The 17,948-nt window shown below is 44.7% G+C and carries 15 protein-coding genes; 8 read left to right on the top strand and 7 right to left on the bottom strand.

From position 1 onward, the window contains the following. Nucleotides 1–103: 103 nt before the first annotated feature. From hemW to FG28_RS09225, 5 genes are all read right to left on the bottom strand, one after another. The gene (gene hemW / locus FG28_RS09245; protein WP_036382219.1) at nucleotides 104–1,249 is read right to left on the bottom strand and encodes a radical SAM family heme chaperone HemW; all 1,146 of its coding nucleotides are present in this window, start codon (nucleotides 1,247–1,249) and stop codon (nucleotides 104–106) included. Between the two features lie 2 nt (nucleotides 1,250–1,251). Further along, complete coding sequence (gene ruvC / locus FG28_RS09240) at nucleotides 1,252–1,803, bottom strand: crossover junction endodeoxyribonuclease RuvC (protein WP_036382218.1); 552 nt, start codon at nucleotides 1,801–1,803, stop codon at nucleotides 1,252–1,254. A 4-nt stretch (nucleotides 1,804–1,807) separates the two neighbouring features. Continuing rightward, nucleotides 1,808–2,284, bottom strand: a complete 477-nt coding sequence (locus FG28_RS09235) for a hypothetical protein (protein WP_036382217.1) — start codon at nucleotides 2,282–2,284, stop codon at nucleotides 1,808–1,810. A 115-nt stretch (nucleotides 2,285–2,399) separates the two neighbouring features. Further along, the gene (locus FG28_RS09230; protein ID WP_036382215.1) at nucleotides 2,400–4,625 is read right to left on the bottom strand and encodes a TonB-dependent receptor plug domain-containing protein; all 2,226 of its coding nucleotides are present in this window, start codon (nucleotides 4,623–4,625) and stop codon (nucleotides 2,400–2,402) included. A 107-nt stretch (nucleotides 4,626–4,732) separates the two neighbouring features. Continuing rightward, nucleotides 4,733–5,113, bottom strand: coding sequence for a hypothetical protein (locus FG28_RS09225; RefSeq protein WP_156102248.1), 381 nt, complete (start codon nucleotides 5,111–5,113; stop codon nucleotides 4,733–4,735). Nucleotides 5,114–5,290: 177 nt separating this feature from the next. On the opposite strand from FG28_RS09225, the gene FG28_RS09220 reads away from it, so the two are divergent. After that, entirely contained in the window at nucleotides 5,291–5,803 is a 513-nt protein-coding gene (locus FG28_RS09220; RefSeq protein ID WP_036382211.1) for a DUF456 domain-containing protein, read from the top strand. Here the strand turns inward: FG28_RS09220 and FG28_RS09215 are convergent. Both FG28_RS09215 and FG28_RS09210 read right to left on the bottom strand, forming a co-directional pair. Then, nucleotides 5,800–6,354 (bottom strand): nitroreductase, encoded by a 555-nt coding sequence (locus FG28_RS09215; RefSeq protein WP_036382209.1) that lies wholly within the window; start codon nucleotides 6,352–6,354, stop codon nucleotides 5,800–5,802. The genes FG28_RS09220 and FG28_RS09215 overlap by 4 nt on opposite strands. A gap of 48 nt (nucleotides 6,355–6,402) precedes the next feature. Then, nucleotides 6,403–7,290, bottom strand: a complete 888-nt coding sequence (locus FG28_RS09210; RefSeq protein WP_036382207.1) for a LysR family transcriptional regulator — start codon at nucleotides 7,288–7,290, stop codon at nucleotides 6,403–6,405. Nucleotides 7,291–7,365: 75 nt separating this feature from the next. On the opposite strand from FG28_RS09210, the gene hutH reads away from it, so the two are divergent. The 7 genes from hutH (at nucleotide 7,366) to FG28_RS09180 (ending at nucleotide 17,931) form a co-directional block, all read left to right on the top strand. After that, complete coding sequence (gene hutH / locus FG28_RS09205) at nucleotides 7,366–8,943, top strand: histidine ammonia-lyase (RefSeq protein WP_036382206.1); 1,578 nt, start codon at nucleotides 7,366–7,368, stop codon at nucleotides 8,941–8,943. Between the two features lies 1 nt (nucleotide 8,944). Then, nucleotides 8,945–10,171: an imidazolonepropionase gene (gene hutI / locus FG28_RS09200; RefSeq protein ID WP_036386391.1), complete on the top strand. Its 1,227-nt coding sequence runs from the start codon at nucleotides 8,945–8,947 to the stop codon at nucleotides 10,169–10,171. 11 nt (nucleotides 10,172–10,182) lie between these two features. Next, the gene (locus tag FG28_RS09195) at nucleotides 10,183–12,186 is read left to right on the top strand and encodes a urocanate hydratase (RefSeq protein WP_036382204.1); all 2,004 of its coding nucleotides are present in this window, start codon (nucleotides 10,183–10,185) and stop codon (nucleotides 12,184–12,186) included. A 4-nt stretch (nucleotides 12,187–12,190) separates the two neighbouring features. Further along, nucleotides 12,191–13,162, top strand: a complete 972-nt coding sequence (hutG, locus tag FG28_RS09190; RefSeq protein ID WP_036382202.1) for a formimidoylglutamase — start codon at nucleotides 12,191–12,193, stop codon at nucleotides 13,160–13,162. 95 nt (nucleotides 13,163–13,257) lie between these two features. Then, on the top strand, nucleotides 13,258–13,491 hold the full coding sequence (locus tag FG28_RS20615) for a hypothetical protein (RefSeq protein ID WP_156102247.1): 234 nt from the start codon (nucleotides 13,258–13,260) through the stop codon (nucleotides 13,489–13,491). A gap of 85 nt (nucleotides 13,492–13,576) precedes the next feature. After that, a complete protein-coding gene (gene dinB / locus FG28_RS09185; protein ID WP_036382200.1) occupies nucleotides 13,577–14,791 on the top strand; it encodes a DNA polymerase IV in 1,215 nt (404 codons plus the stop codon). 140 nt (nucleotides 14,792–14,931) lie between these two features. Beyond that, nucleotides 14,932–17,931 carry a DNA polymerase III subunit alpha gene (locus tag FG28_RS09180; RefSeq protein ID WP_036382198.1) on the top strand — a complete coding sequence of 1,000 codons (3,000 nt, stop codon included), beginning with the start codon at nucleotides 14,932–14,934 and terminating at the stop codon, nucleotides 17,929–17,931. The last annotated feature ends 17 nt before the right edge of the window (nucleotides 17,932–17,948 follow it).

The following is a 17,948-nucleotide window of genomic DNA, read 5'->3' as shown; positions in this document are numbered from 1 at the left end:
TGAGTCATCTGAAAAGTCGATGCAAAATAGGAGACTCTTCCTGCTTCGAGCAAATGGGTTACACACTCATTTTGGTTTAACTATAAGCACACACCCTCCAACGCTACTCCAAGAAAAACAAATCACTGGCAATGCCATCTGCCAAAAACTTTCCTTTTTTGGTGGTGAGCAGTTTTCCATCTTCCAGAAAAAGTAAACCCTGCTCCAAAAATTTATGGGACTGTTGGTTCAGGTACTTTGCGTATTTTGCACCGAATTCGGCTGCTATCCGTTCCAAAGAAACGCCCCAAATGGTTCTGAGACCGGTCATCACATACTCGTTGTAGCGGTCTGTTTGGGTCAAGGTTTCGGTTTCATTGGGAAGTTCGTCTGCTTCTATAGATTTGATGTATTTAATGTTGTTCCGAATGTTCCAGCTTCGGTTGCTGCCATCAAAGGAATGGGCCGATGGGCCAATGCCCAAATAGGTTTTCCCCAACCAATAAGAAGTATTGTTTTGGGAAAAGAAACCCGGTTTTCCAAAGTTGGAAATCTCATAATTGATGAATCCGCTCGCTTCCAGCATATCCATCAGCATATTAAACTGTTCTTGGGCCTGTTCGTCATCCACATTGGGGACCACGCCTCTTTCAATGAACTTTTTAAGGGCTGTTTTGGGTTCTACGGTCAACGCATAGCTCGAGATATGGGGCAGATTAAAATCCAACGCTTTTTGGATATTGGACTTCCACCGTTCATGATCTAGACCGGGTATTCCATAAATCAAATCGATGGAGATATTGTCAAAGTATTTTGCGGCTTCCCGAATACAGTTTTCGGCTTCGTGGGCATTGTGCGCCCGGTTCATCAAACGAAGATCTTCTTCAAAAAACGATTGTATTCCAATGCTTAATCGATTAATCCCCGTCTTTTTGTATTCCGAAAGGAGAACTCTCGACTGCGCTCGAGATGACACCAAATCATCCGGGTTAGCTTCCAAGGTGATTTCTGGTTGGTCAATTACGTTGTAATGGTCATACACTGTTTGAATCAGCCGCTCAATCTCTTCAATTTCCAAGATGGATGGCGTTCCTCCCCCAAAATAAATGGTTTCCACTAGCTCATTGGGCAGCTCCTCTTTGCGTAGTTCTATCTCTTTGATAAGTGCATCCACCATGGCCTCCTTTTTTCCCAATTGTGTGGAAAAATGAAAATCGCAATAATGGCAAGCTTGTTTGCAAAACGGCACGTGAATGTAGACTCCAGACATGGTCAGCGAAGTTTATCCGGATTCTGTTTAACAAAAGCTTCCCAACCCGAATAGCTTTTACCCACTTCTACCTTTCCATCATTATAAAAATGACAAACGGCAGCGGCGAGTCCGTCTGTGCTGTCCAAATTTTTGGGGAGGGTTTTCAGCTTCAGCAGGCTTTGCAGCATTTTGGCCACTTGTTCCTTGCTGGCATTTCCATTTCCGGTAATGGCCATCTTGATTTTCTTGGGCATGTATTCCGTAATCGGCACCTGCCTAGATAAGCCCGCGGCCATGGCCACGCCTTGTGCCCGGCCCAATTTTAACATGGATTGCACATTTTTTCCGTAAAAAGGCGCCTCAATGGCGATTTCATCGGGATGGTAGGTATCAATCAATTCCAGTGTACGCTCAAAAATAAGTTTAAGTTTGGTGTAGGGGTCCTCATATTTTCGGAGCATCAACTCGTTCATCTGCACAAAGTGCATTTGCTTATTGACCACCTTTATGATGCCAAAACCCATAACGGTTGTTCCTGGGTCTATCCCTAAAATGATTTTCTCTGTTGCCAAATCGCTAATTGGTGTTTAGTACCAGCGGTAACCGAAACCGGAGGCTCACCGGATTTCCCCGTTTTATGGCCGGTGCCACTGTGGTAAGGTCGTTCAGTAGTTCGGATACTTTGGTGTTAAAATCGGCTATCTCATTCAGGACGGAGGTTTTTTCCTCCACATGCAACACAGAAATAAAACCATGTTCATCAATCACAAAGTCAATGTATACAGTATCGTTTAAATCCTGGTTTACCTGAAATTCCAGGCTGTCCAAGGCGTTGGAAAAAGAGTCCAACATCACGTTTTGAAAACACTCACGCTGGGCCTGTTTGGTGGCCGTTTCGTCGCATCCATCAAAATGGGGATATTGGTCCACATCGTTCCAATCTATGGCCAAAAGTTCTTCATTGACCAATTTTTGGGTCTTGTCTTCCTTTGACATAAAAAGTTCGCAGGAAACCAGCAAGCCAAATAAGGATAACAACATGTACTTCCGCATAACAGCCCCGAGAATTTGGCTGAAATTACAATTTTTTAGTGAAGAAAGGTAAATGCAAAGAGGCCTGAAATATTTTCAAACCTCTTGCCATACCAATAAACACAACCAAAAACCACTAAAAGGCAATTGTAACCTTTCCTCGTAAATAAAAAGGTGTTCCTGGGGTAAAATGAATTTCCTCAAACGAATTCGGTTCGTTGAACAAACGGCTTTCTGTGGCAAATTGGGTTTCATTCCATTCCGTGTTGAACAGGTTTTCCAAGATAAGTCCAAAGGTCCAGTTGTTGACACTATAGTTGAGAGCGGCATCGGTCACAAAATAGCCTTCGGCTACAATTGAATTGTCCTCGTTGGCAGGTCTGTCATCGATATACCTGTAGTTCAATCCTCCCGAAAGGCCTTGGTCGCCACCTAAAGTCACTCCACCCGTCATCGTGAAATCAGGTGCCAAAGGAATATAATCCTCCCCATCGGCCTCCTCGGTGCTACGGGCATGGGTGTAGTTGGCATCGGTATATAGGTAAAGCCAATCCAAAGGTTGGTACCTTGCCCCTACCTCAAGCCCCATTCTTCTGGTTTTTCCACTGGGTTCCACAATACCTGCATCGCCAACGTACACAAACTCTTGATCTAAGAACAAGGTCCATAAGGTGGTATTCAAGACCAATCTGTTCGCTGGTTTTATAATGGTTCCCAAATCCATTCCGTAGGCAGCTGGCAGAATCTCTTCACCTCCGTTTGCTATGACCACGCGGGTGTCGTTGGAATGAAAACCGATACCTGTCTTCAAGAAAAACTGGGTGTTCTCGCTTGGACTATAAATAGTATTGAACTTGGGGCTAAACGCCACTTTTTCCTCGCTACGGCTATCGTACTGCTCGCTCATCTTGTTGATGTAATCGAACCTGAAGTAGTCCAAACGAACGGTAGGCTCAAACGTAAATTTACCCGATTTGAACTCTGCCCCTGCAAAAGCGGACCCATTTACCTCACCCACATCGCCATAGGCCAAACGCTCCAACAATTCCTGACGATTCAACGTGCGGGACAATTGGTTGTCGTCCACATTATCATACCTAAAACCGATTCCTCCATGGTACTTGAATCCCATTTCGCCCAAACTGGCCGAATTGTTCTGAAAAACCGTCTTGGCACCAGCCATCAATCGGTCCTCAAACTGCCTGATTTGATCACCGTTTAAAGGGTCTTCCAAGAAAAAAGTGAAGTTAGAGTATAGCTCAAAATCGTAATGGGAAACAAAAGCCATGGTATTGAGCGATTTTCCCGTATCCAAGTTTTTATTATGGTTCAAAACGAAGTTGATTCTGCTCGTTTGGCCGCCTTCGGTGTCATCGATAGCGCCAAAACGACTGATCAACCCTTGGTCAACCGCTCGTTGTGGTATTTGCCCCGATGCATCCCACTTGCTGGAAAAGTGTGAAGCTGTCAACAAGAGTTCCTGATCTCCGGGTAACGCATAGCGGTACCTGCCTAAAATATTGATTCGATTGAAGTTCTGCGGCGAATCAAACGGACCATCCGTTAAATACAGTTCGGAAGCCAAGTAAGCATTGCTATTCTGGTTATCCATCACATTGAACATCCCCACAAACCTACGGGCACCAAATTGTCCTACTTCGGTGGAGAGCATGCTTTTATCCAAGCTTTTTCTCAGCCTTAAATTCACATAACCGGCGGTATTGAAGTTTCCTTGGTCTGCATAATAGGGGCCTTTTCCAAAGTTTACATTTTCTATGGTTTCTGGAATCACAAAGTGAAGATCTGCGTAACCTTGACCATGGGCATGCGATACCATGTTCACGGGCATGCCGTCCACATTGATGGCCACATCGGTTCCGTGGTCAACATCGAAACCTCGTAGGAATATCTGCTCGGCCTTTCCCCCACCAGCGTGCTGGCCAATAATCAGGCCGGGGACTTTTCTTAATATCTCCTGTGATGATTTAACGGGATTGGTTTTCACATCCACATCCACCACTCGGCTCAAAGCATCCACTTCGGATACCAAAACCACTTGATCTAAAGAAATGGAACTCTCTTCAAGAACAATGGTAATCGGATTCTGTAGATTTGTCTCATTCATCACTCTGGTCAGCGTTGCATATCCCAATCTGGAAAAGTAAATCGTGTCGTTTACCGAAGTCCTATCCAGAACAAAATGCCCTGTTCCATCGGTATGGCTATGTTGACCACTGGTCTTGTTAAAAATTCCAGCATCCTCTATTGGGGAACCGTCTTCATCCACCAGTTTTCCCCTCATGTTTTGCGCAGCAATAGTGCCCATGAACAGCATGGACAATGCCGCCATAAAATATTTCATGTCGTTGTCTTTAAAATTTAATTTGTGTAAATAAGTCTGAACAATAGGAGCACTAGACCAGTTCCAAAAGATTGAAACCCGTTCACAAAAATCGGCCTAGCCCATTTTCAGCTATGCTCGGGAGGAGGCGTGGTTACACCTTGGCACCAAAAAGAAGTTAAGTTTTGGTACGCCCAATGGTTGTTAACAACTGGCACCGTATAAATTTGCGTTGTAATTTTGCCTTCTTCAACGAAATGTTTGTCCAATTTTAAACTGATTTCATCCTTGGATTCCTGTTCATCAGGTTGATTCGCTTCCAACAATTCCTTCAAGGCTTCCAAGGCTTCGTGGGAGTGGCCGGCCATGGCTTCTAAAGAAGAATAATAATCAATGGCTTCGTGATTTGAGGCAAAACCATGGTGATGCGTTTTTGTGGCAAATATGTGTGATACCTCATGCAAGGTTTCCAACACCAGCCCATTAAAAAGTCCGAGTACATAAAACAAACACATTGTTGTACATCCAATTCGGACGAACTTTGATTTGATATGTGTTTTATTTGGTTTCACGACCTTTAATTAATCGGTTTCAAATTTACCTACGTAATTTTTAAGGATAGGGTTTTATTTGGATTTTGATTGTAACAATTGTCGGTTACATTTGTCTAACAAGAAAACACAACCATGGACATTGCATTACTCATTTTGGGATTTCTGCTGATGCTAGTTGGCATACTGGGTAGTTTTTTGCCTGTATTGCCAGGTCCGCCCATAAGCTGGGTAGGACTGTTGTTGCTCTATTTGACCAAAGCGGTACCCGACAACTGGTGGGTCCTTGCGATCACCTTTGTCATTGCCATCACCATTACAGTTTTGGATTATGTGATTCCAGCCATGGGCACTAAAAAGTTTGGGGGTAGCAAAGCGGGCATGTGGGGTACCATCGTTGGATTATTGGTTGCCATATTTTTTCCCGTTTTTGGTCCATTCGGAATCATCATTTGGCCATTTATTGGGGCCTTGGTCGGTGAGTTGTTGAACAAGGCCAACAAAGAAACCGCCCTTAAGGCGGCTTTTGGTTCATTTTTAGGTTTTTTGACGGGAACTTTTATGAAGTTTGTCGTAACAGCTTTATATGCCATTTTTTACGTTTACATCACCATCAAGTACGCGGGCGACCTATTTACGTTTAGTTAGTCAAACCATTCCACTTTATCAGCAATGGGTGTTCTTGCAGATGGTATAACCTCACCATCAAAATAACCCATATAGAAAAAGCCCAGGCATTTTTCGCCTTCTTTCAATTCGAAGAATTCATCCATATATGTTATGAGTCCAGGCGAAGACCAATAACTGCCAATGCCCAGTTCGGTGCAGCACAACCACATATTTTGGACGGCCATGGCTACAGAAGCAATTTCCTCCCATTCCGGCAAACTTTCTTTTGGGTCGCGTTGCATGCAGATGGCGATTACTGCTCCAGAATTGGATGGATTAAATTGCAGTTTTTTGATTTTCATCTGTTTTGGACTTGGGTCAGTTTCCTCATATTTATTGGAAAGGAAAATCCCCAATTCATGTTTCTTCTCCCCAGTTAATACCTTAAAACGCCATGGTTCTGTTTTTTTATGGGTAGGCGCCAAATTGGCCGCTTCCAAAATCTTTTCCAAAGTTTCTTTGGCGATGGGCTTATCAATATATTGTGGAGGAAAAATACTTCTTCGTTCCTTGATCAAATCAAAAATCATAATGTCCTATTAAGTTGAATTCCAAAGTTACGCTCCAAATGGTTCCTATCATAATTTCTGAAGCAAGTCCATGCATTTTTGAAGCGCAGGATTTCTATTATCCGTTTTCCAGACCATGCTCAACACCGCACGTTGTTTTATTTTTTTCATTTCGATGAATTTTACTTTCATCTGAAATCCATGCTGAAGCGTCGTCGGCACAATCGCAATCCCCAGCTTATTTTCTACTAGCTTAAAAATGGTCTGTGCATGCACCGATTTATGGGAAACATTCGGAACAAATCCACTATCCTCACAAATACTGAGCACCGTATCGTAGTACATGGGACTGTAATCTTGGGAAAAAAGGATAAAATCCTCCTCCGCCACTTGATTGATGTTCTTAAAATTGGCTTCATCCAAAGGATGGTCTCCAGGCAGCACCAATGAAAAGGTGTCCTCAAAAACAGGTCTCACATCCAATCCTTTGGGTACTCGGGACAATCGTACAAAGCCCAAATCCAATCGATCCGCCAAAATCGCATTGATTTGCGCTCGATTGGACAGCTCCTCCAAGGTGGTATGGACTGTTGGAAACTTTTCCTTCAGTCCCAACAATAAATTCGGCACTACATTTTGCATGGCCGAACCCAAAAAGCCAATACGAACCTCCCCCAATTGTCCTTCTCCAATCAGTTTTACTTGTTTTTTAGTCTGCTCCAGATGGTTCAGTATAAACTCCACCTCCTTTTTTAAAAACTCCCCTGCAGGAGTCAAGCTCACCTTTTTCTTGTCCCTCACAAAAAGTTGGGTGCCCAATATTTCTTCCATCTGTTTGATTTGTGTACTCAAACCGGGTTGAGAAATGAACAACTTTTCGGCGGCTTTTCTATAGTGCAGTTCTTCGGCCACCGCCAAAAAATAGATGAAATGTCTAAGCTCTATCTGATAATTCATACTTATTGATTGTTACAAAAATAAGTATTGGTAATTATTAAACCTAACTCGTAATTTTATTCAAAAGAAAAACACATGGCGATAGACCGAACATTTCATTTTGGCGAAGACCATTTAACCGCAAGCATAGCTTTAGGTTTGGCCCATGACACCATAAAAGGGGTTTTCTCCGATGAATGCCTTAAAAAAGTCAATGCGAGTTCCCAACGTGTTCAGCACATTGTGGAAAAAGGCGATACGGTGTATGGAATCAACACTGGTTTTGGTCCTTTGTGCAACACCAAAATTTCCAAAGCGGACACCAAAATTCTACAATCCAACATATTACAGAGCCATAGTGTAGGCGTGGGCGAACCTATTTCCAACGAATTGGCTAAAATCATGTTGATTCTTAAAATCCATGCCTTGGCAAAGGGATTTTCCGGAATTGCTGAAACCACTTTGCAACGCATGCTTTGGCATTTGGATAACGATGCCGTTCCCGTGGTTCCTTCCCAAGGTTCAGTAGGAGCTTCTGGGGATTTGGCTCCGCTTTCCCATCTATTTTTACCCTTAATAGGTTTAGGGAAAGTAGCATATCGAGGTAAGACTATCCCGACGCAAGAACTTTTTAAACAAAAAGGATTAAAACCGTTGGAATTGGGCCCGAAGGAAGGGCTAGCATTAATCAATGGAACTCAATTTATCGCCGCCCATGGCGTGATGGTGGTTCACAAATTACAGTATTGCCTGCGCCATGCGGATATCATCGGTGCTATGATGCTCGAAGGACTACAAGGCTCCATGAAGCCCTTTTTTGAAGAATTGCACGAACTACGTCCCTTTAAGGGCAACCAACATGTGGCCGGCAGAATCCGAACACTCCTTCAAGGTTCTGAAATTTTGGAAGATCATATCGATTGCGAACGGGTTCAGGACCCCTACTCGCTGCGCTGTATGCCACAAGTGCACGGAGCATCTCGCAATGCTTGGCTACACCTAAAAGAATTATTGGAAATCGAACTCAATTCGGTTACGGACAACCCTGTTATCATAAACGATGAATTGACCATCAGCGGTGGAAATTTCCACGGACAACCCTTGGCCATGGCCTTGGATTATGCTGCTTTGGCCGCTTCGGAAATCGGAAACATCTCCGACCGACGCATCTATCTGGCCCTCGAAGGCAACAGTCCGGGTGTTCCCAAATTGTTGATGAACGATACGGGCATCAATTCGGGCTATATGATTTTACAGTATACTTCGGCCGCTTTAGCCAGTGAAAACAAAAGTTTGTGTTTCCCAGCTAGTGCCGATAGCATTCCCACTTCGTTGGGACAGGAAGACCATGTGAGCATGGGGTCCATCAGTGGTAGAAAGGCACTCAACATTATTGGGAATGTAGAGAAAATCCTTGCGATTGAACTATTGACCTCAGCGCAAGCTTTCGAGTACAGAAAACCCTTAAAATCAGGTATTGTGTTAGATGAAATCCATACATTCCTCAGAACCAAGGTTGCTTTTGCCGAGAACGACCGAGTATTTGCAGATGATATCGAAAAAGGAATCGAAATCATTCAAAACGGGGAAATCATTGATTTGGTAGACCGTGTAATGGATGAAAAACAATTGAAGTGGAACACCCCACACCTTGATGAATTTGAAACATATTAACATGAACAGACCACTACTAATAGGGCCTTTTACGCAATTACTCCCAATGACAGGACTCCCCTTAAAAGGAGCGCTCAAAGATGAGCAACTTAGCATCGTTGAAAATGGGGGCATTTTGGTTTCCGAAGGAAAAATTCTCAAAGTCGGTGTTTTTGATGAGTTGAAATCTGACAATGTCGACATTCACCATATCGAAGGAAACCATGTTTGCCTACCTGGCTTTGTGGACTCCCATACCCATATTTGTTTTGGAGGAACCCGTGCCCGCGATTACGCCTACCGAAATGCTGGAAAAACCTATTTGGAGATTGCCAAAGCCGGTGGAGGCATTTGGGATACGGTGACCCAGACCCGAAAGGCATCACAAGAAGAATTGGTTGAGGGAATTATCTCCAGAAGTAAAAAACATCTTAGAAATGGTATTACCACCATCGAAGTAAAAAGTGGTTATGGCCTTTCTGTGGATGAAGAATTGAAAATGCTACGCGCCATCAAACAGGCCAACGAAACCACAAATGCAACTTTGGTGTCAACTTGTTTGGCGGCCCACATGAAACCCAAAGATTGGAATCACGACAAGGATTATTTGGATGTAGTCATAAATGAATTGTTCCCAATTATCAAAACCGAAAACCTGACCAATCGCGTGGATGCCTTTGTGGAAGAAAGTGCCTTTTCCCCGGTGGAAATCAAACCGTATTTTCAAAAAGCAAAGGAAATGGGTTTCGACATCACCGTACACGCCGACCAATTCACCACGGGCGGCAGTCAAGTAGCGGTGGATTTTGATGCGGTAAGTGCCGACCATTTGGAAGCCAGCACCGAAAAAGAAATTCAATTGCTGGCCAAGAGCAACACCATTGCCACTGCATTGCCTGGGGCATCCATCGGTTTAGGTTGTGCCTATACTCCTGCCCGCAAAATTTTGGACGCCGGTGGCGCATTGTCCATTGCCAGCGACCACAATCCAGGGTCCGCTCCCATGGGCGACCTATTGACCCAAGCCAGTATTTTGGGAACTTTTGAGAAACTGTCCAATACCGAAGTCTTGGCAGGTATCACTTCCAGAGCCGCAGCGGCTTTGCGTTTGACAGACCGAGGAAAATTGGAAGAAGGAGCGCAAGCAGACTTTGTGGTTTTTCCAACGGATAGCTATCAAGAAATCACCTACCATCAAGGGCAACTAAAGCCAAGCGAAGTTTGGAAAAAAGGAATGCCCATTCATTAAAACATTGCATCATGACTGAATTTCAGCAACAGATACTACAAGGAATCCCTGAGCACCTTCCTCCCAAAAAAGGTTACCCAAAAAATGGCAATCCAGCTCCAAAACGAAAGGATATCCTCTCCAAAGAAGAGAAAAAATTGGCCGTACAGAATGCACTGCGTTATTTTCCCGAGGCTTGGCACCAAGAACTCGCCCCGGAATTTGCAGAGGAGCTAAAAACCTATGGTCGTATCTACATGCATCGGTTTAAGCCCGATTATGAGATGTATGCACGACCCATTTCGGAATATCCTGCAAAAACACATCAAGCGGCGGCCATCATGCTCATGATCCAAAATAATTTGGACCCTGCCGTGGCACAACATCCCGAGGAACTCATTACCTACGGGGGCAATGGCGCAGTATTTCAAAATTGGGCGCAGTACCTGCTCACCCTAAAATATTTGGCGGAAATGACCGATGAGCAGACCTTGAACATGTATTCAGGTCACCCAATGGGACTGTTTCCATCCTCCAAAGAAGCACCAAGAGTTGTCGTCACCAACGGCATGATGATTCCCAACTATTCCAAACCTGATGATTGGGAACGCTTCAATGCGCTTGGTGTGACACAATACGGACAAATGACGGCAGGTTCCTACATGTACATTGGTCCGCAGGGAATTGTTCATGGAACTGCCATTACAGTAATGAATGCTTTCAGAAAAGTTTTGGACAAAGACGAATCCCCGGAAGGCAAGATTTTTTTAACTGCTGGATTGGGAGGCATGAGCGGTGCCCAACCCAAGGCCGGAAATATCGCAGGGGGCATTACTATCTGTGCAGAAGTCAACTCCGAAGCGGCCAAAAAACGCCACAACCAAGGTTGGGTGGATGAACTTTTGGTGGATTTGGACCTACTGGTCGTTCGCACCAAAGAGGCTGTTGAAAACAAAGAAGTAGTTTCCTTGGCGTACATCGGCAATGTGGTGGATGTTTGGGAACGCTTTTACGAAGAGGATATTTTTATTCATTTGGGATCCGACCAAACCTCGTTACACAATCCTTGGGCAGGAGGTTATTATCCCGTTGGACTTTCCTTTGAAGAATCCAATATCTTGATGGTGGAAAATCCCGAAGCCTTTAAAGAAAAAGTACAGGAATCACTCCAAAGACAAATCAACGCCATCAACAAGCACACCGCAAAGGGCACCTATTTTTTTGATTATGGCAATGCCTTTTTGTTGGAAGTCTCCCGTGCGGGTGGCGATGTGATGGCCGAAAATAATATCGATTTCAGGTATCCGTCCTATGTGCAGGATATTTTGGGACCTATGTGTTTTGATTATGGTTTTGGCCCATTTAGATGGGTCTGTACTTCAGGCGACCCAAAAGACCTTCAAAAAACAGATGCCATTGCCCTTGAGGTGATGAAAAAGATAAAATCCGAAGCTCCGGAAGAAATCCAACAACAGATGCAGGACAATATCAAATGGATTTCGGAAGCGGACCAGAACAAATTGGTAGTAGGTTCCCAAGCTCGAATCCTTTATGCCGATGCCGAGGGCCGTAGCAAAATTGCCGAAGCTTTCAACACGGCCATTGCCAAGGGAGAAATCAGTGCTCCCGTAGTGTTGGGGCGTGATCATCATGATGTAAGTGGAACAGATTCTCCTTTTCGAGAAACCAGCAACATTTACGATGGCAGTAAGTTCACCGCCGATATGGCTATTCAAAATGTGATTGGTGATAGTTTTAGAGGAGCCACTTGGGTTTCCATCCACAATGGTGGAGGCGTTGGCTGGGGAGAAGTAATCAACGGAGGGTTTGGTATGGTGCTCGATGGTTCAAAAGAAGCCTCTAATCGATTGAAGAAAATGCTATTTTTTGATGTGAACAACGGCATTTCCCGAAGAAGCTGGGCACGAAACAAAGGAGCCCGCTTTGCCATTGAACGAGAAATGGAACGCTCCCCCAATTTAAAGGTAACTTTGCCTTATCTTGTAGATTCAGATATTTTAGACGATCTTTTTTAACGTGATGAAACACTATGAACCCCCGAAAAAGAATCTCTGGACCGGAAGGATTTCCAACAAGTGGTTGTATCTCCACGAAAAGGTACATTGCACACCCTTGGACGAACTTCCCGAAGCACAGAAAAAATCCATTGCCCTTTTGGGCTATGCCTGCGACGAAGGCGTACGCCGAAACCAAGGCCGTGTCGGTGCCGTGGAAGGTCCTGATGCGATCAAAAGCAGTTTTGCCAAAATGCCCAATCATTTGGGGAGCAATGTCCTTTTGCACGATGTGGGTTCGATTGCTTGTGCCAATAGCGATATGGAATCTGCACAAGAACAACTTGCGGAATCAGTCACATTCCTTTTACAGAAAAAACAGTTCCCTATCGTCTTGGGTGGCGGACATGATATGGCCTACGGCCACTACAACGGCATAAAAACCTATTTGGATGCCAAGAAAGAGGGACAGACCATCGGTATCATCAATTTTGATGCACATTTTGATTTGCGTAAGAACACGGAGCAGAGCAATTCGGGCACCCCATTTTACCAGATAGCCAAGGACTGTGAAAAAGAGGGCATCGATTTTAAATACCTCTGCCTCGGTATCCGAAAGGATGCCAATGACCGAAACCTCTTCCAAATGGCCAAGGACCTTGACGTAATTTATGTGATGTCCGAAACCTTTCAGGTCACTTTTTTGGAAGAAATCACCACTTTTATCAATGCGTTTACCAAAAATGTGGACCATGTGTATGTGACCATTGATTTGGACGGATTTTCATCGGCCTTTGCCCCTGGGGTAAGTGCTGCTTCTCCCATGGGTTTTACCCCCCATATTGTACTGGAATGTTTGAAGACCATCGTAAACTCGGGAAAACTCATCAGTATGGACATCGCAGAGATGAATCCCAAATACGACATTGATGGGCAAACGGCAAAACTGGCCGCTTCGCTGGTGCACCATGTGGCGCATAGCATTTCTGGAAGTTGATGGTGCTTTGATTTGTCATTCTGACCAAAGCGAAGAATCTTTAGCGTTAATAAGGGTAGTTTGACACGAATTGCTCGAATTCCCACTAATATTTTATGAACTGTCACCTCGAGCGGAGTCGAGAGGTCTCATTGCGACTTAATTCATATGGTGATTCCGCTCTACAACGGAATTTGTTCGACCTCTCGGTCCCACAAACAAAAAAAGCCTTCCAAAAGGAAAGCCTTTCATTGGCGAGCATCAATTTGATGCTTCAACCTGATTCCAATCATCGCGACTGGAATCCAACACAACGGAACAAAGATATGATGATTTTTCGGAAAAAATAGCAGCCAGCGTTGTTGATATTTATTTTGTGGAATATTTCCATTTTATAGGAATATTTCCATAATTTAGCTTTCCTTCAGCTAAACAATGGAAAAGACGATTTTGCATTTGGACTTGGATACATTTTATGTATCTGTGGAGCGCATCATCAATACAGAGCTTAAGAACAAGCCCTTATTGGTGGGCGGCACAAGCGACCGTGGTGTGGTGGCCGCTTGTAGCTACGAGACCCGTGGATTTGGCGTTCATTCGGGCATGCCCATGAAAATGGCCAAGGAACTCTGTCCAGAAGCCGTAGTCATCCGCGGCAATGCGGGCACTTACAGCAAGTATTCGGATGTGGTCACGGAAATCATCAAGGAACATGTGCCCGTTTTCGAAAAATCGAGCATTGATGAGTTTTACGCCGATCTATCGGGCATGGACCGCTTTTTTGGCTGTTACAAATACGCCACGGAAATGCGCCAAAAGATCATTCGGGAAACGGGACTGCCCATTTCGTTCGGGCTATCGGTGAACAAAGTGGTTTCCAAAGTGGCTACCAACGAGGCCAAGCCCAACAATCAACTTAAAATCGATTTTGGGCTGGAAAAGCCTTTTTTGGCCCCATTGTCTATTAAAAAGATTCCTATGGTGGGCGATAAAACCTATCAAACCCTTAGAAATTTAGGGATACGGCGGATAAAGACCATCCAAGACATGCCCATGGACATTATGCAACGGGTTTTGGGGGTAAACGGCCAAGTCATCTGGAAAAGGGCCAACGGTATTGATAACACCCCCGTTATTCCCTTCCATGACCGAAAGTCCATTTCCACCGAACGAACTTTTGACCGTGACACCATCGATGTCATCAAATTGAAGGGCATCTTGCTGGCCATGACCGAGAACTTGGCCTACCAATTGCGCCGTGGCGATAAGTTGACGGCCTGCATTGCTGTAAAAATTCGGTATTCCGATTTTAACACCTATTCCAAGCAGCTTCGTATTCCGTATACGAGTGCCGACCATGTACTCATTCCAAAGATTTTGGATTTGTTCAACAGTCTGTACAATAAACGGATGTTGGTGCGACTCATCGGGATTCGATTCAGTCATCTGGTCTCGGGCAATTACCAAATCAACCTTTTTGAGGATACGGAAGAGACCTTGAACCTCTACCATGCCATGGATCATGTGCGCAACCGATTTGGTGCTCGGAGTGTGCTGCGTGCCTCCGCCATGGGTGCCAAGACCATTGGGAGCATGCACAACCCTTTTGATGGTCAACCACCAGTAGTTTTGGCGCATCGGAAACAGTGAACAATGAGCAATTTCCAATAAGCAATAACCAAATGTCACCTCAAGCGCAGTCGAGAGGGGCTTTTTACATGCCGGTCTCGCATCTCGACTCCGCTCGATATGACAGCTCAACCTCATAACTGATAACTGAAAATTGACAATTGTATCTAAACTGCCATTCATATTACAGTCTACGGTTCGGGACCTTCTCGGAGGTAGAGCTATTGCAATTGGCCCAGCAAAACCATGTGACCCAGTTGGTGCTCACCGACATCAACAACACGTCCGCATGCTTAAATTTTGTTCGAAAAGCACCAGAATTTGGGGTCAGACCTATCTTGGGCATCGATTTTAGGAATGGTGTCAGTCCTTGCTTTATTGGGATTGCCCAAAACAATGAGGGGTATATGGAACTCAACAAATTTCTATCACACCACCTCCATCACCAATTGAAAATTCCACAGAGGGCTCCTGCTTTTAAAAATGCCATGGTCATCTATCCTTTTGAGCAAGTTCTGCTGCATGATTTGGACAATTTTTCGGAGCAGGAGTTTGTTGGGGTTTCCATCAAAGATCTTCGCAGATTGCCTTTTTCCATATTGATCAACCTAAAGCACAAATTGGTGGTGCAACAGCCTGTTACCTTTCGGAACAAGCAAGATTTTAATGCCCATAGATTACTCCGGGCCATAGACAACAATGTTTTGTTGAGCAGGCTCTCCAAAGAGGAAGAAGCCAATGAGGATGAAAAGATGTATCCCATCCAAAATTTGGCGGCGGCCTTCTCCGAATTTTCCTTTATTCTGGAGAATACTGAAAAATTGCTCAGCAGTTGTAGCATCCATTTCGATTTTTCCAAGGGAAGAAAACCCCAAAACCTTAAAACCTATTTGGGAAGTGTGGAAGAAGATGAACGGCTCTTGGAGAAACTCTGCACCGAAGGCCTTCCGTATCGCTATAAAGAAATGGATGATTCCATTAAAACCCGCTTGGAAAAAGAATTACAGCTCATCAAAAAAATGGGTTTTGTCTCCTATTTTTTAATCAACTGGGACATTGTTTCCGAAGCACGCCGAAGAGGATTCTATTATGTGGGCCGTGGCAGCGGCGCCAACAGCATTGTGGCCTATTTGCTTCGCATTACCGATGTGGACCCCATGGAGCTCGACCTCTATTTTGAACGTTTCATCAACCTCTACCGGGCCAATCCGCCTGATTTTGACATCGATTTTTCATGGAAGGACCGCCCCGCCATGACCGAATATATTTTTGAACGCTTTGAACACGTAGCCCTGCTCGGAACCTATGTTACTTTTAAGGAACGGGGTGTTATTCGGGAGTTGGGTAAAGTCTTTGGCCTCCCTCCCCATGAGATTGATTTTCTTTCAGAAGGCAGATACAATTATGATGAACTGGACAGCATTTCCAAATTGGTCCTTAAGTACGGAGCGCTCTTAAGGGGCAAACCCAACTATTTGAGCATTCATGCGGGGGGAATCCTCATCAGTGAAAAGCCATTGCATTGGTTTTCGGCCACCCATCTGCCCCCAAAAGGATTTGCCACCACCCAATACGATATGGTCATCGCCGAAGATGTCGGCCTGTACAAATTTGACATTTTGGGTCAGCGTGGATTGGGGAAAATAAAAGAAGCCTTGGAGATTGTCGCTTATAATCAACCCGAAAAATATAAGGAAATTGACATCCATGACATCCAAGGGTTTAAGGCGGATAGCACCATCAACAACCTCATTAAAACTGCCCAATGCATGGGTTGTTTTTATGTGGAATCGCCTGCCATGCGCATGTTACTCAAAAAACTGGAAGTGGACAATTACCTGGGGTTGGTGGCAGCAAGCTCTATTATTCGGCCCGGAGTGGCCAAAAGTGGCATGATGCGGGAATACATCCTTCGTCACCGACACCAGGGAAGGGCCGAGGAAAAAGCCCATCCCGTGATGTTGGACATTATGCCGGACACCTATGGCGTTATGGTTTATCAGGAAGATGTCATTAAAGTGGCCCATCATTTTGCGGATTTGGACTTGGGTGAGGCCGATGTCCTCCGCAGGGGAATGAGCGGTAAATTCCGCTCGCGGGAAGAATTCCAAAAAGTGAAGGACAAATTCATCTCGAACTGTCGAAAAAAGGGCTATTCGGATACGCTCATTTTTGAGGTGTGGAACCAAGTGGCCAGTTTTGCAGGCTATGCCTTTGCCAAGGGGCACTCTGCCTCGTACGCTGTGGAGAGTTACCAAAGCCTGTTCCTGAGAGCCTACTATCCTTTGGAGTATTCTGTGGCCGTACTCAACAATGGTGGAGGGTTTTATCGCTCTGAGTTTTACATTCACGACGCCCGCATGATGGGTGCCACCATACACCCGCCTTGCATCAATAACAGTGTGGCGGTCAACCGAATTTATGGGAGTCACATTTATTTGGGAATGATGTATCTCCGTGATTTGGAGAGCCGGGTCATGGAGCGCATTATTAAAGAACGATACAAAAATGGAGCGTTTACCTCCTTGGAAGATTTTCTGGACCGTGTCTTTATTTCGATGGAACAACTGGCTATCCTTATTCGAATTGATGCCTTCCGTTTTACGGAAATCAATAAACATGAACTGCTCTGGAAAGCCCACTTGATGTTGTCCAAAAATGACCGATTGGAGCACCCGAAGCTTTTTCCGCCCCGTCACCATGGGTTTCAAATTCCAAAATTGCACACCACCGCTCTCGAAGCAGCCTTTGACCAGCTGGAACTCTTGGGTTTTTGCTTGCGCAGTCCTTTTGACCTATTGGCAGAACCCCCAAAAAACAGCAACGGACAGAAAGACTTGCATCGCTACCTCAATAAGCATATCGACATTTATGGCTATCTGGTCACGGTAAAGAATACGTCCACGCACAACGGTAAACGCATGCACTTTGCCACTTTGGTGGATCAACATGGCGAAGTGTTCGACACAGTGCTTTTCCCTCCCGTTGCCGCCAAGTATTTTTTTAGGGGCAAGGGCATCTACCGATTCTATGGCAAGGTGGTGGAAGAGTTTGGTTTTCTGAGCATTGAAGTCATCAAAATGCAAAAAGAAAGCTATATCCCCGACCCCAGATATGCCGATATGAAGACCAGCAAAAAACTATTTGGTTCGAACAAGTGAGTGGAATGCCGTACCTT

The sequence above is a fragment of the Muricauda sp. MAR_2010_75 genome (genome assembly GCF_000745185.1).
GTDB lineage: Bacteria > Bacteroidota > Bacteroidia > Flavobacteriales > Flavobacteriaceae > Flagellimonas.
The sequence above is the reverse complement of the archived record's forward strand: the minus strand, read 5'-3'. Positions and strand labels throughout refer to the sequence as shown.